Source organism: Cuneatibacter sp. NSJ-177 (genome assembly GCF_022867805.1).
Classification (GTDB): domain Bacteria; phylum Bacillota; class Clostridia; order Lachnospirales; family Lachnospiraceae; genus Pseudolachnospira.
In genome coordinates this window covers 538,573-550,627 of record NZ_JALIFO010000002.1, presented here as the reverse complement: position 1 = coordinate 550,627, position 12,055 = coordinate 538,573, and the positions used below count along the sequence as shown (strand labels likewise).

The 12,055-nt window shown below is 52.9% G+C and carries 13 protein-coding genes; 10 read left to right on the top strand and 3 right to left on the bottom strand.

What is annotated here, in order from left to right:
- Positions 1 to 185 precede the first annotated feature (185 nt).
- Both MUB23_RS06580 and MUB23_RS06575 read right to left on the bottom strand, forming a co-directional pair.
- Positions 186 to 1,676, bottom strand: a complete 1,491-nt coding sequence (locus MUB23_RS06580; protein WP_244799580.1) for a hypothetical protein — start codon at positions 1,674 to 1,676, stop codon at positions 186 to 188.
- A gap of 522 nt (positions 1,677 to 2,198) precedes the next feature.
- Positions 2,199 to 2,507, bottom strand: coding sequence for a hypothetical protein (locus MUB23_RS06575; protein WP_244799579.1), 309 nt, complete (start codon positions 2,505 to 2,507; stop codon positions 2,199 to 2,201).
- Between the two features lie 357 nt (positions 2,508 to 2,864).
- On the opposite strand from MUB23_RS06575, the gene MUB23_RS19665 reads away from it, so the two are divergent.
- The 10 genes from MUB23_RS19665 to MUB23_RS06530 all read left to right on the top strand — a co-directional run bounded on the left by MUB23_RS19665 (position 2,865) and on the right by MUB23_RS06530 (position 11,071).
- A complete protein-coding gene (locus MUB23_RS19665) occupies positions 2,865 to 2,993 on the top strand; it encodes a hypothetical protein (RefSeq protein ID WP_280515679.1) in 129 nt (42 codons plus the stop codon).
- 1 nt (position 2,994) lies between these two features.
- Positions 2,995 to 4,203, top strand: a complete 1,209-nt coding sequence (gene madB / locus MUB23_RS06570; RefSeq protein WP_244799578.1) for a Na+-transporting malonate decarboxylase, carboxybiotin decarboxylase subunit — start codon at positions 2,995 to 2,997, stop codon at positions 4,201 to 4,203.
- A 233-nt stretch (positions 4,204 to 4,436) separates the two neighbouring features.
- Positions 4,437 to 4,874: a HutP family protein gene (locus MUB23_RS06565; protein WP_244799577.1), complete on the top strand. Its 438-nt coding sequence runs from the start codon at positions 4,437 to 4,439 to the stop codon at positions 4,872 to 4,874.
- 239 nt (positions 4,875 to 5,113) lie between these two features.
- A complete protein-coding gene (gene mdcA, locus MUB23_RS06560; RefSeq protein ID WP_244799576.1) occupies positions 5,114 to 6,766 on the top strand; it encodes a malonate decarboxylase subunit alpha in 1,653 nt (550 codons plus the stop codon).
- An 11-nt stretch (positions 6,767 to 6,777) separates the two neighbouring features.
- The gene (gene mdcC, locus MUB23_RS06555) at positions 6,778 to 7,128 is read left to right on the top strand and encodes a malonate decarboxylase acyl carrier protein (protein ID WP_244799575.1); all 351 of its coding nucleotides are present in this window, start codon (positions 6,778 to 6,780) and stop codon (positions 7,126 to 7,128) included.
- Positions 7,125 to 8,066 carry a biotin-independent malonate decarboxylase subunit beta gene (locus MUB23_RS06550; RefSeq protein ID WP_244799574.1) on the top strand — a complete coding sequence of 314 codons (942 nt, stop codon included), beginning with the start codon at positions 7,125 to 7,127 and terminating at the stop codon, positions 8,064 to 8,066. The genes mdcC and MUB23_RS06550 overlap by 4 nt, the downstream gene beginning before the upstream one ends.
- A complete protein-coding gene (gene mdcE, locus MUB23_RS06545; RefSeq protein WP_244799573.1) occupies positions 8,063 to 8,956 on the top strand; it encodes a biotin-independent malonate decarboxylase subunit gamma in 894 nt (297 codons plus the stop codon). The genes MUB23_RS06550 and mdcE overlap by 4 nt, the downstream gene beginning before the upstream one ends.
- On the top strand, positions 8,946 to 10,067 hold the full coding sequence (locus MUB23_RS06540; RefSeq protein WP_244799572.1) for an acyl carrier protein: 1,122 nt from the start codon (positions 8,946 to 8,948) through the stop codon (positions 10,065 to 10,067). Before mdcE ends, MUB23_RS06540 begins: the two co-directional genes overlap by 11 nt.
- Entirely contained in the window at positions 10,052 to 10,732 is a 681-nt protein-coding gene (gene mdcG, locus MUB23_RS06535; protein WP_244799571.1) for a malonate decarboxylase holo-[acyl-carrier-protein] synthase, read from the top strand. The genes MUB23_RS06540 and mdcG overlap by 16 nt, the downstream gene beginning before the upstream one ends.
- 126 nt (positions 10,733 to 10,858) lie before the next feature.
- A complete protein-coding gene (locus tag MUB23_RS06530; RefSeq protein WP_244799570.1) occupies positions 10,859 to 11,071 on the top strand; it encodes a biotin/lipoyl-containing protein in 213 nt (70 codons plus the stop codon).
- A 67-nt stretch (positions 11,072 to 11,138) separates the two neighbouring features.
- On the opposite strand, the gene MUB23_RS06525 is transcribed toward MUB23_RS06530, so the two are convergent.
- Complete coding sequence (locus MUB23_RS06525; protein WP_244799569.1) at positions 11,139 to 12,011, bottom strand: Rpn family recombination-promoting nuclease/putative transposase; 873 nt, start codon at positions 12,009 to 12,011, stop codon at positions 11,139 to 11,141.
- Positions 12,012 to 12,055 lie beyond the last annotated feature (44 nt).

Below are 12,055 nucleotides of genomic sequence, written 5' to 3'. Positions count from 1 at the left end.
CTGAGCTGAAAAAGTAAGGGTTAGCCAGGATAACCCTTGCGGATTTTTCTTTTCAGAATACGGTCTGCCTGATCTATCACAAGCAGAAATACCGGTCGCCCGCCATGCAGCACTGGATTGCGCTGGCGGAGAGCCGGCGGACATAGAGACGGATGGATTTTCATAATCAGGGAGTGGGCAAAAAATCAGGGCAGTGCGGGGGATTCAAAATTTAAAAATAGCTGTCTTTGCCGGTCGGAGGTAAGTTCGCCGCTCCGGATGCGGTCCTCGGTGTTCTCATAGGGAAAACGGAAAGGGTTAGTAAAATGGGCGAAATACATGCTGAGATCCGTATAAGGTCTCTCGCCGGACAAAAGTTCCTGATAGAGAATATATCCTCGCTGATTTTCCGCCCCCAGAGGATAATTGACGGCGCCGGTAATCGTTTCGGTGTAGATCTCACCCATCCAGGAGGACGAGGTGAACCCTTCTTGTTTGAGACGGGGAACCGGCATACCATAGCTTGCCTGTCCGTTGTCGTAGAGCAGTAGCCCGCTCCTCAGGGAGAAATCGTTTCCACCCCTCAGGGAAAAGCCGTCCTGCCAGTAAGCGTTTCCCTGTTCCAGACGGAAATGCTCCAATACGTATAGAGTGTGATCGGGGCATAGGGCAAAGATTGTCGTTGTCTGAAGCTGAGGGGAGTCATCCTTTTTGCTGCGCCGGGAAGAGGTATTGTCGTCGTAGAATATCAACGTCTCTTTTTCTACTTTTGCGCAGAACGCTTTGGCCAGGAGGGCCGCATCCTCCGGGGCAAGATCCGAAACAATGTCCGAGGGGATTCCCAGAGCAGACAAGGAACTTAAAACACCGGGAGAATTTGCGGGCAAAAAAGCGGAAGCAGCCGGAAGCGAATGATTGAAATAGAAACAACAAAGAACAAGGAGGATTGCGCAGCCCCCCAGATAGCTGATACCCAAAACCGCACCTTGGATTTTTACCGGCGCTTCTTTAAACGGGTTTTCGATTTGAGCCAGTTCATCGCCGAGTTTAGACAGGGAGCGGAGAACCGCGATATAAAAACCGGCATAGATCAAGGCGGCCCATCCTTGCATGACCCAGCCAAAGAAAGTAAGTGCCAGCGGCAGACAAAATAGAATCAACGCCCCGCGAAGCGGATCTCTGGTGGGAATCTGCCCGGCTGCGCGGTATACTTCCAGCAAGCCCTGGCGGAATTCCCAAAGCAGCGCAAGCTGAGCGGCGGCTCCCAGGATGGGCGCGAGGAGGTATCCTTCTGGAATAGAAGAGAACGGCGTGGCGGCGGCAATGATCCAGAACGTATGCCAGACGAGTAAAAAGGCGGCGAGAATTTCCCCCCTGCGAAGGTGTGGATTGATCCGACCCAGGCGGCGGAAACCGAAAATTAAGAGAAGATATCCGGTGACGGTAAAGAAATGGGAAATGAGACCGGAACTCAGGTTGAAAAATGTCAGGACCAGCCCCCCTAAGATCATGTCGAAGGGAGCGCGCCAGGGATTGGGAGCGGTTGAGGGATTTGGGACGGTATCAGAGAAAGGCGCGTCCGGTGATTCGGTACTGCTGGAATTGGCTGAGGGGGTGGCTGCGCCGGATGTGGCGTCCGGATCCAATTCCGGTGTCCGCGTGCTGTCTTTCCATTCTGGGTTTTGGTTGAAATCCATATTGGTCACCTCCGAGGCGGAATGGTGCTAGAAACTTGTGTCAAAAAACGCTCCTCTATGGATGCGTAGGTCCGCCCCTTTGGGGCCTCTGCGCTTTGTTATTTTCTATTTTTATTATAGCACAGGAAACTGTTATCAGAAATAAAAAATAGCTGCGAAGCAGATATTTTTGTCCAAACGGAGCAACGTGGAGTTCGGACTTCCCGCCCTTTTTTATGGAGCGACGGAGGAGCGTAATAAAAAATAGATGCGGAACAGGGAATTTTGTCCAAGCGGAGTGCAGGGGAGTTTAGGCTTCCTTGCGATTGCATTTCGAGATTGCAGGATGCGGAAACGTTATTGGACATGTCCCTGATATCTAGTATTTTCCGGCGGCCCAGCCATTAAGCGGTAGCAACTGTATGAGCCAACTACTTCGACCTATTATTATCGTTTTAGTCCGTATCTATGAACCAGCGAAAAGAGAAAAGTGCAGAGCCCTTCCCAAATGGAAGAGGATTCTGCACTCTCTGTATTTATCATTTACGCTAGTTTTGTTTTCAGTTCATCAACATCCGCTTGCAAGCGGTTCACTTTCCCTTCCAGTTCATTAAGCCGAATCCTGTCGGCCATATTTTGAGGGGATTCCAACAGGGCGCCTAATCTACAGTGCATGTTATCTTGTCCCTCTGCGATAATCTGAATGCTGTGGTTCGTCACTTTTTCCAGCGTTACATTGATTTTTTTAACCTCAGCTTCTAGCTTGTTTAACAATTCCTCAAGCTGATCCAGCCGATCAATAACCGGCCGAATGATATCGGCCATAGATTCCAGTATTTCTCGATCCGTCATGTCGCATCCTCCCGTTTGAAATGAGTACTCTCATGGTATCATATCTGCTATGGAGTGTACAGTCTTATTCAAATAAAAACTATAAATTACATTCTGGGCTTCTCTTCGCATCATCTAGTCGAATCGGTTTTTTGCTATTGTCAAGGCTAGATGGTTCCGTCAGGAATATTGAGATTAGTGAAAAATGATTCGGCCTCAATCGAGTTAAAAAAAGTGCTTGCATTTTAAAAAAGAGTGTGCTACTCTAAAGCCAGAGTTCGAGAGAAAAAGAGAAATTGATCAATTTCATAGCGACTGAGAGTTTGAGGAAAGTGAGTGTAGATTCGCTTTCCTTTTTTTGTCTTTTAGGAGGGGTAAATGAATATTGTAGCCTACAGCGGCCTTGCTTATCTTCTGACGATCGTTTTGTCCTATCTGGTGATCGGCATCATCGTGGCGACGGATCGGGCTTTCCGGAAACGGGAGAAGAAAAAGGAGGGGAAGTAACATGGATTTTCTAGCACAGCTTTTTCCGGGGATCGGAACCCTTTTTCAATCGGATCTTTCCATTGCAATCGCACGTCTGCTTCTAATTGCATTGGGATTTGTCCTGGCTTATATGGGCTTTACCCGCAAACTGGAACCCTTGATCATGATTCCCATGGGCATTGGCATGATCGCAGTCAACGCGGGACAGATGTTTCTGGAGGGCGGGGGAATCGGAACCCTGTTCCTGGATCCCCTGGTCGGCGATGCCGCCGGGATTATCGACGCGATCCAGGTAAATTTCCTCCAGCCGATTTATAATCTGACCTTCAGCAATGGTCTGATCGCCTGCCTGGTCTTCATGGGCATCGGAGCCAGGAGCGAGATCAGCTTTCTGCTGGCGCGGCCCTGGACTTCCATCACGATCGCGCTGTTTGCGGAACTTGGTAGCTTCGCGGCACTGATTCTCGGCGTCTCGGTGTTTCATTTGGATGCCGGCCAGGCGGCGGCCATCGCCACCATCGGGGGAGCGGACGGACCAATGGTCCTGTTTACATCGCTGATGCTCTCCCCGGAAATCTTCGTGCCGATTTCGATCATTGCCTACCTGTATCTGAGCCTGACCTACGGCGGTTATCCGTATCTGATCCGTCTGATCGTGCCGAAAAAGTACCGGGGGATCGACGTGGAGGTATATCCGCCGGACGTACCGCAGAAAACGAAGTTTATTTTTATCGTGATCACCTGCGGCGTGCTCTGCCTGCTCCTGCCGATGGCTGCGCCTTTGATTTTTTCCTTTTTTGTTGGGGTGGCGGTCAAGGAAGCGGAAGTGCTCCCCTACCAGAAAATGCTGGAGGAGGGCATCACTTACGTGTCGACCTTCTTCCTGGGATTGCTGCTGGGAACGCTCTGTGAGGCGTCCACGATTTTGAATCCGGTTGTGATCGTGATTTTGGTTTTGGGGATTCTTGCGCTGACGATCTCCGGGATCGGCGGTCTGCTGGGCGGCTGGCTGTTTTATAAGGTAAAGAAGGGGGACTTCAACCCGGTGATCGGCATTGCGGGGGTTTCTTGTGTGCCGACCACCGCAAAGCTGGCGCAGCATGCGGCGGAGGAGGAAAATCCTTTTGCGATGCTGCTGCCGTTAGCCATGGGGGCCAACATCTGCGGCGTGATCACCAGCGCGATTGTGGCAGGCGTGTTCGTATCCACGATCGGGCTGGTCGGATAAAAACTGGTCGGATAAAATCCGGGACGGAGAAGACTTGTCCGGTTTATGGGGGCATGTTATAATGCAGTCAGACAGGAGACGGCCCCGGAACACGCAAAATGGCGGAAGTCTGATATTTAAAGCAAAGCAGGCCTATAGAACATCATGCCCCACTAAATCGCCGGGGCAACAGAATCGAGGGACATGGCATATTTCCCATGGGAAGGATTGCTTGAGAGAAAGAGAGGCAGAGAATGAATCATCCGGAGATGGAAAGCAATTATTGGGAAGGAATCGGATACCGCGCGATGCGGCTGGCTTTGACCAGAACGCTGGCAGAAGAAGAGTCCGTGAAAGCTTCCTTTGCCAAGGAGGGATGGAAGCTGGTGGTGACGGAGGTTGGCGGAAAGTCCAGCCGGGATTTCCAGGAGAAAATCAACCGGGCCGTGATCGGCGCCAGCCTGAACGGCGGCGTGATTGAAAAGCTGGGCCACGAGATGCATGCGCTGCTCCATGCCTGTGAGGAAGCAAAACGCGGGGTGTTTATCAATGTGGCGTCGGATACGGATTTGGCTTTGAAGGTGGCGATTATTCGAAAGCAGCATTGGCTGGCGGTGGCCATGTTTGGAGAGTCGGCGATCCATCCAATGTCCAGCCATGAGCGGTGCGGACTCGGTGTGATGAATATCTGACAGCGCGGGCTCGGCACAAAAGCGCGGTTCGATGACGTTAAAATTGAATGATGACGAGAGTAAGAGGATGGATCCCAAACAAGGGGAAACTGTCCTCTTTTTCTTTTTTCCCTTTTCGATCCATCTCCGGCGCGGCTGCCTCAACGAAGTGTCTGAGCCCTGCCTGTTTCGATTTGGGAAAATATTTGCCATCGAAAGGGAATGAAAGAGACTACATACAGGAAAGGAATAAGAGAAATATGGATTGGTGTCGTCTAAAAGAGGACCGGGAAAGCCGCCTGAAACAGGGGGATGCGTACCGGATAGAAAAGAAGCTGGTGGCGGCGAAAGATACCGGACGCCTTCTGGAAGCGGTCATTCGTCCGGGAGACCGGGTTTGTCTGGAGGGGAACAACCAAAAACAAGCGGATTTTTTGGCCGAAAAACTTTGCCGCGTGAATCAGGAAAAGGTCCGCGATCTTCACCTGGTTCAGTCAGCTGTGGCGATGGACAGCCACATCAAATTACTGGAAAAGGGGATCGCAAAGAAAATTGACTTCTCCTATTCCGGCCCCCAGGCAGCAAAGTTGGCGGAACTGGTCCAAAAAGGGAAAATGGAATTGGGTTCGATCCATACCTATCTGGAATTATTCGGACGCTACTTTATGGATTTGATTCCTCGTGTCGCCCTGGTGGCCGCGGTGGAGGCAGACCGGGAAGGAAACTTGTATACCGGTTTTAACACGGAGGACACACCGGTGGTGGTGGAGGCAACCCACTTTAAACAGGGGATCGTGATTGCCCAGGTCAATCGGGTGGTGGACCGGCTCCCGCGGGTGGATATTCCGGGGGACTGGATTGACTACGTGGTGGAGGCGCCGCGGCCGTTCTATGTGGAGCCTTTATTTACCAGGGACCCGGCACTGATCACGGAGGCGCAGATTCTGCGGGCCATGATGGCGATCAAGGGGATCTACGCGGAGTATGGAGTCCAGCGCCTGAACCATGGGATCGGGTTTGACACGGCGGCCATTGAGCTTTTGCTTCCGACTTACGGAGAGCAATTAGGGCTGAAAGGAAAGATCTGTTCCTATTTTGCCCTGAATCCCCACCCCACGCTGATTCCAGCCATCGAGTCCGGATGGGTTACGGGTATCCATTGTTTCGGCGGGGAATTGGGCATGGAGGAATATATCAGGAACCGTCCGGACATCTTTTTTGTCGGACCGGACGGGACGCTGCGCTCGAACCGGGCAATGAGTCAGACCGCCGGCCATTATGCCTGCGATATGTTTATCGGAAGCACGCTTCAAATCGATGAAGAAGGAAACAGTTCAACGGCCACGGCCAGCCGGATCGCCGGTTTCGGCGGGGCGCCCAACATGGGCTGCGATGCCAGAGGGCGCCGCCACGCAAGCGAGGCCTGGCTCAAATGCGGCGAGGAGGACGGGATGCGGAGGGAGACTCTTGGCCATATGCCGCGGGGACGCCGTCTGGTGGTCCAAATGCAGGACACCTTCCGGGAAAAGATGGTCCCCGGTTTTGTGGAGGAGCTGGATGCCTGGAACTTGCAGAAAACGGCCCATCTGCCGATTCCTCCGGTCATGATCTACGGGGATGACTTGACCCATATCGTGACGGAGACCGGAATCGCTTACCTGCACAAATGCACGAGCTTGGAGGAACGCACCGCGGCCATCCGCGCAGTGGCCGGCTATACTCCGGTGGGGAGAAAGGCAGAGAGAGAAAAGACCAAAGAGCTGAGGCGGAGGGGAATCGTAAAGACGCCGGAAGATCTGGGGATCGACGTCTCCGACGCCAACCGAAGTCTGCTGGCTGCAAAGAGTATCCGGGAGCTGGTGGAATGGTCCAAGGGGCTATACCATCCGCCGGTCCGTTTTAAAACATGGTAAAGGAGGAAGTTATGGCATTACAGACGTTGACCTATACGTTTCCGGGGAAAACGGGTTGCACCATAAAGAAAGAGTGGAGCCATACCGGTGTGGTGGGTTCCGGCGACCTGGAAATTTTGCTGGAGCAAAAAGCACAGGCTGGCGCGGTCTCGGTTCAGGTGGTCACCCCGGTACATGGGTTCGAGTACATTTGGGAAGCGGTGCTCAAAGATTTTGTGGAAGAAAATCAGATCGGAGATCTGGCGGTCTCCATTAATGACAACAATGCGACCCCATTTGTGGTGTCCCTGCGCCTGAAACAAGCGCTGAGAGAAGCAGGTATTCCTGAAATATTTTTAGAAAGAGAAGGAGAGAAAACATGAGCAGACAAAGTTTTCTTGGGGCAACTGCCAGAGAGCGGGCGGCCGGGCTGACCGATGCCGGAACTTTTCAGGAATTGGCCGGGCCCAGGGACCGGCTGACGAGTCCGCACCTTCCGGTGCTGGGCGAGGCGGTTTCCTTTGACGATGGGATCGTAACCGGGGTAGGAATGGTCCGGCAGCATCCGGTTTTCGTGATCTCTCAGGAAGGGCGTTTCATCGGCGGCGCGGTCGGAGAGGTCGGCGGGGCAAAGATGGTGGGGATTTTTCAGTTGGCCCTTGCGGAATATGAAGAGTGGAAATCCCACGGCGCACAGGAAGATTGCCGTCCGGCGGTAATCATTTCTTTTGAGACCGGAGGGGTGCGGCTCCACGAGGCAAACGCCGGTTTATTGGCGCACGCCGAAGTCATGGATCAGATCCAGTGCTGCCGGGGAAAGGTGCCGGTGCTGGGCTTGATCGGGAGCAAGGTGGGCTGCTTTGGGGGCATGGGTTTTGTGGCGGCGGCCGTGGATGTCATTGTCATGAGCCCGGAGGGACGTCTGGGGCTGACCGGTCCGGAGGTGATCGAGCAGGAGATCGGAAAGGAAGAATTTGACTCCGCGGACAAATCGCTGATTTCCCGAACGACCGGCGGCAAGCACAAGTATTTGATGCGGGACTGCAATGTGCTGGTTCCGGATTCCATCGAAGCATTCCGTCAGGCGATCGGAGACATCCTGGAAAAGCCCTATGAGGAAATGGAAAAGTGCCGCAGGATCGGGTCTCCGGCACTGGTGAAAGAGCAGCTGGACGTTGCAGAATGGCTGGCGGATTTGGCGCCGTCGGACGCCAGAGACGTCTGGAAGGCCATGGGAAATCCGATGGCCGAGGAGTATCCAGACATGGATGTGGAGGAATTTTTGACCCATGCGGTTCGAAGAAGGAGGGGAGAGCAGTGACAGAAAGTTTGATCGGAAAGGGAAGAGAAGCCATCGACTGGCTGTTGGATTCCGGAAGTTTCCGGGAAAATTTGGTGGCGGGAGAGCGTTTTCCTGCTGATCTCGGTCCGGGAGCTGTTGTGGGTAGCGGCCTTTTGGACGGCCAGGAGGTGACGGTCCTGGCCAATGACGCTCAGGCCATAAACGAAAAATTTCCGGTGGTTTATTTTGGCGTCATCGGTCTGGAAGAAGCATACAAGATGGCACTTGCAGTATACGCCGTACGGGAGGCGGACCGTAAGAAGCCGGCGTCTCAGAAACGGCCGCTTCTTTTATTGGTGGATACGCCTGGAAACGCGCCGGGAAAATTGGAGGAAATCGCCGGAATGAACAAGGCCACCGGAGCGTATCAGCTGGCTCTGGCGGAAGCGAGGATGGCAGGTCATCCGGTGATTGCGGTGGTGATTGGGCGGGCCATCAGCGGGGCATTTCTCTGCCACGGCCTGCAGGCGGACCGGATCTTAGCTATGAACCCTGGGTTTGGCACCATGATCCATGTCATGCCGGTCAGCAGTATTTCTCGGATTACCAAGCTGGATATTGAGCAGCTGGAAGCTCTGTCAAAGACAAATCCGGTATTTGCCGCCGGCGCGGATTTCTTTTACCGCCTCGGTGGGGTGGAAGAAATAATTGATTCGGTGGAGGAGATCCGCCCCCGCGTCATCCGGCAGATCGGGGAAGTCCGGGAACAGAAAGCGGAAGGAAAAACGGGTCCTATGGGGAGGGCAGCGCTGGGAAACGAACGGGGAGGCCGCGTCTGGCGCTCCCGCGTGATCCGAAAAATGGAGGAGGAATACGCCGAAATCGCGGATTCGTACCGTCCTTGGCGGAAGGAAGCCTATGGGAGATGAAAACCATCGGAGAGCTTTGGAAGAGGAGACAAGTTACAAAGCCTCTTTGAAAGAACTGGAACGAATGGAGCAGCTCTGCCGCACCGCCCCTTCTTTTCCAGAGATGGAGCAGCGTTCGCTGGCTCAAAAATGGATGGATGGTCCAACAGCCGCCCATGTCCGGGAGGAGGTCCATGTCCCGAAAAATTATGCGTACATGGCCTTTACCACCGGGACCAGCGCATTTCAAACGCCGGTGGGAGTCGTCTATGAGGAGCTGGAAGGCAGGCGGCAGGCGGCAGCGGAAGTATTCCGCCGCCTGCCGCTTTCCAAGGGAGATAAGATTTTGGTGACTTATGCCCCTCTGGTGTCAGTTTTTTCCCGCGGCGCGCTGGAAGAAGCAAAGCTTCGGCCGGTGTTTTTGGAGCGATCCAGCCGGGAGGCGCTTCTTTTGGCCTGGTGCCGGGAAGACGTAACGGTGACGGTCGGGGAATCCTCCTTTCTCCGCGCCGCCCTGGAAGACGCGTTCCGGCTGGGCATTGGCGGCCTGCTGCCGAAACGGATGATTCTTTTGGCTGCCGGGACGCCCCTGGATTCACGGCTGTCGGAAATTTTGGAAGGGCAAAAAGGCTGGGAGCTCCACGACCTGTACGGCTGTCAGGAATTTGGCTGGCTGGCTTTCGACGGGATTTTGCTGAGGCCGGATATTCGTCTGATAGAACATCCCAAAGAACCGGATGTGGTTTATCCGGCGGTCGGCGCGCTGGTGGTGGGAGACTCTTTCCGGAAGGGGAGTCATTGCCTGAATTCCGAGGGACGGCTGGTCACCCATGCTCCGGCAGAGGGAGGCGTTTCCTGGGAGACTCAGATTTTATCTTGCCGGGTAGAGAATGTCTTGACGGCGCGGCGGGCGGCAAAGAGTATCCTTCGGATAAAAAGCCGGATCGTCCGGGTATCCGAGAATTTTGTGCCGGGCGGCAAGACACGGGTAAAGCTGATTCCGGATGCACGGCAGGAACAAGGGATTATTTTGGAAGGACCGGAAGCTACGATGCTCTTGGACTCTTTGGTGGAGGCACAGAAAAATTATCAAAAAAATCCTAAGAGGGATGGAACGTGGGTGAAGCGGTGAGAGAGATCAATCGGCATGATTTTGTTTTTGTCAATGGAAGCGGAAGGCTGTATGCGTTTGGCAACAGTAAGGAGGACTGTGGGGAAGCATGGATTCCCCATTTGGAAGAATTGATTTTGGGGCGCTGCGGCCAGTGGCCCATACCGGCGATTGTCCGGAGACAGGACCATCCGGGAAAAGGGATGCTGCAGGTGGGGTGGTCTTCCTGGTTGCGGGATTCGGGGAGCCGTTTTCGTATTGCCTCCGCAGTGCCTCTCAGTTCCGTGGATACGCTTCTCTCCCCTTATCAGGTGTTTGAACGAAACGAGAGGTGGCCGGAAGCTTTCCGCGGGCTCCTCGGTGAGTTGAGGGATCTGGGAGAGACCCTTGGAATTTCGCTGGGTCTGGCGGGGGCGGCGGCCATGGAAGCGTTGACCGGCCTTCCCTACCTGCACCAGGATTCAGACTTGGACCTGTTGGTGCGGGAAAAAGACGGCGGCAATCTGCAAGAATTTTATGCTGCGTGCACAGCTTTATCCGGGCGTTGGGGGCGGAAATTGGATTTGGAACTGCAGCTTCCCGGAGGCAGGGGCGTAAAACTTGCCGAATGGCTGTCGGACCAGCGGACGGTGCTGGTGAAAGGATGGGACTATGCCGGTATTTTTGAGAGAAAAGAGCTGATTTAAAACCTGATCCGGCAATCGCGGCGGGCGAGCGGAAGCAGGAACATGGATGTGATCGGATGGGAGAAGAATCTTCCTTCTATTCATAAAAAACGCCAAGGGCGTAATGCAAAAAGAAAGGGATAAAAAATGGAGATCAAAACAAGAGTACCCGGAGTAATCACAGAAGTAAAAGTAAAAGAAGGCGATCATGTGGATGTCAAGACACAGGTAGCCACGATCGAGGCGATGAAGATGTTTCAGCCGGTTCTGTCCCCTGTGGCGGGAATTGTGGCGGAAGTTCTAGTCGAGGAGGATCAAAGAGTTAAGGGCGGAGACGTGCTGGTAGTGATCGAAGAGTAAACACAGTGCGCTATAAAAAAGTCCGAGTCCCGCTTTGGGAGACTCGGATTTTTTTATTGGAAATCTTTTAGAACGCATCCGGATCGTCAATTTCCGCCGACCGAATCTCTTCCAGTGAAATTCCAGTTAGTTTTGCAATCTGCTCTGGTGAAATTCCATTCTTCCTCATAGTGCGGACTAATTCTTTTCTTTCTTCTTTCCGCCCTTCTTTTCGCCCTTCTTTTCGTCCTTCTTTTCGTCCTTCTTTCCGCCCTTCTTTCCTACCCTCAGCTTTCCCACGTTCTTCCCGTTCTTTCAGTTCCATCAACAGTGTCATATATTCTCGCCTCCATTCTTGGTTCTTGCGGACATTTTCCAGCTCTTGGTTTATTTTTACCAACAGATCGTCTCCGGGATCCGGATCGGATGCGGAATCCAGGAAATGTAAAAAACGTTTTACATGGCCGGATACATCGTCCCGCGTACCTTTTGTATTCAGGAAGATTCTTGTGGCCTCATCTTGCAATACCAGCTCTTTGTTTTCCCGGCACCGGCTTTCAAAGGTATACCGATACCAGCCTTCACCGAAGGGGTCAAAGGTACAGATGAAAATAATGTAGCATTGATTTAACTTTGTATAGCTCTCTCCCTGACTGATCAGATTCAAATCAATCATACCCTGGTAATAACGGCTTCTCTTCTCTAGATTTCCGGGATTCGTTGTTTGAATCTCTACATTGTATACCGTCTCCCGGTTGTCTTTGACATATACATCCAGTCGTACACTTTTGGCGTCCTTTAACAACCGGATGCTCTTTTGCTCTTCTGGGTATTCTACCCGCTCAATTTGAATTTCTAATATCCGCTCCAGCACCATCCGGCAGATTTCCGGATTCCTCATAATAATGCCGAACATAAAGTCATCTTTGATCTGCAGTTCTTCCCATTTTTTGTCCGTCATATAAGGTCTCCTTTTCTTTTATTATAAGTGAGTTTAGCAGTTTC

Excerpts from the sequence above, each read along its gene's own strand:
- MUB23_RS06580 (WP_244799580.1), bottom strand. The coding sequence starts at position 1,676 with ATGGATTTCAACCAAAACCCAGAATGGAAAGACAGCACGCGGACACCG.
- mdcC (WP_244799575.1), top strand. The coding sequence starts at position 6,778 with ATGGCATTACAGACGTTGACCTATACGTTTCCGGGGAAAACGGGTTGC.
- madB (WP_244799578.1), top strand. The coding sequence starts at position 2,995 with ATGGATTTTCTAGCACAGCTTTTTCCGGGGATCGGAACCCTTTTTCAA.
- MUB23_RS19665 (WP_280515679.1), top strand. The coding sequence starts at position 2,865 with ATGAATATTGTAGCCTACAGCGGCCTTGCTTATCTTCTGACGATCGTT.
- MUB23_RS06550 (WP_244799574.1), top strand. The coding sequence starts at position 7,125 with ATGAGCAGACAAAGTTTTCTTGGGGCAACTGCCAGAGAGCGGGCGGCC.
- MUB23_RS06575 (WP_244799579.1), bottom strand. The coding sequence starts at position 2,507 with ATGACGGATCGAGAAATACTGGAATCTATGGCCGATATCATTCGGCCG.
- MUB23_RS06525 (WP_244799569.1), bottom strand. The coding sequence starts at position 12,011 with ATGACGGACAAAAAATGGGAAGAACTGCAGATCAAAGATGACTTTATG.
- MUB23_RS06565 (WP_244799577.1), top strand. The coding sequence starts at position 4,437 with ATGAATCATCCGGAGATGGAAAGCAATTATTGGGAAGGAATCGGATAC.
- mdcA (WP_244799576.1), top strand. The coding sequence starts at position 5,114 with ATGGATTGGTGTCGTCTAAAAGAGGACCGGGAAAGCCGCCTGAAACAG.
- MUB23_RS06530 (WP_244799570.1), top strand. The coding sequence starts at position 10,859 with ATGGAGATCAAAACAAGAGTACCCGGAGTAATCACAGAAGTAAAAGTA.
- MUB23_RS06540 (WP_244799572.1), top strand. The coding sequence starts at position 8,946 with ATGGGAGATGAAAACCATCGGAGAGCTTTGGAAGAGGAGACAAGTTAC.